This window comes from Nocardia pseudovaccinii NBRC 100343 (assembly GCF_001613225.1).
In the GTDB taxonomy this organism is placed as follows: Bacteria; Actinomycetota; Actinomycetes; order Mycobacteriales; family Mycobacteriaceae; genus Nocardia; species Nocardia pseudovaccinii.
The window spans coordinates 1-687 of the sequence record NZ_BDBY01000487.1 but is presented as its reverse complement, the minus strand read 5'-3'; the positions used below and the strand labels follow the sequence as shown (position 1 = coordinate 687).

1 protein-coding gene is annotated in these 687 nt (G+C 67.4%); it reads left to right on the top strand.

Translation table 11 applies throughout. The features are described 5' to 3' along the window. A partial coding sequence (locus NP3_RS46065; RefSeq protein WP_218025092.1) for a ketoacyl-synthetase C-terminal extension domain-containing protein occupies window positions 1–687 on the top strand: 687 nt, incomplete at both ends.

Here is a 687-nt window from a genome sequence, read left to right as displayed (position 1 = left end):
GGTGATCCGGCAGGCGCTGGCCAATGCCGGTGTGTCGCCGACCGAGGTGGACGTGGTCGAGGCGCACGGCACGGGTACGACGCTGGGCGATCCGATTGAAGCCCAAGCCCTTTTGGCTACCTACGGGCAGAGTCGTGCTGCGGATCGGCCGTTGTGGTTGGGATCGTTGAAGTCGAATATCGGTCACGCTCAGGCGGCGGCCGGTGTCGGTGGCGTGATCAAGATGGTCATGGCCATGCGGCACGGCATGTTGCCCAAGACGCTCCACGTCGATCGGCCCAGCACGAAAGTTGATTGGTCCGAAGGCCATATCCGCCTGCTGACCGAACCGGTGGCGTGGCCGGAGGTGGATCGGCCGCGTCGTGCGGGTGTCTCCTCGTTCGGCCTCAGCGGCACCAACGCTCACCTCATCGTCGAACAGCCGCCGGTGGCGGACCAGGCTCCGGTGGTCAAGACCCGTCCGGCGGGCGGGGTATTGCCGTGGGTGGTCTCGGCGCGCAGCCGCGAGGCACTGGCTGAGCAGGCCCGGCGGCTGGCCTCCCATGTCGGCGACCATGATTCGATCGACATCGGATTCTCGCTCGCCACCTCGCGCGTGTTGTTCGAGCATCGGGCCGTGGCGTTCTCGCCCGAGGACGACGCCCTGCGCGCCGGTATCCAGGCGCTCGGTCGCGGTGAAACGATTCC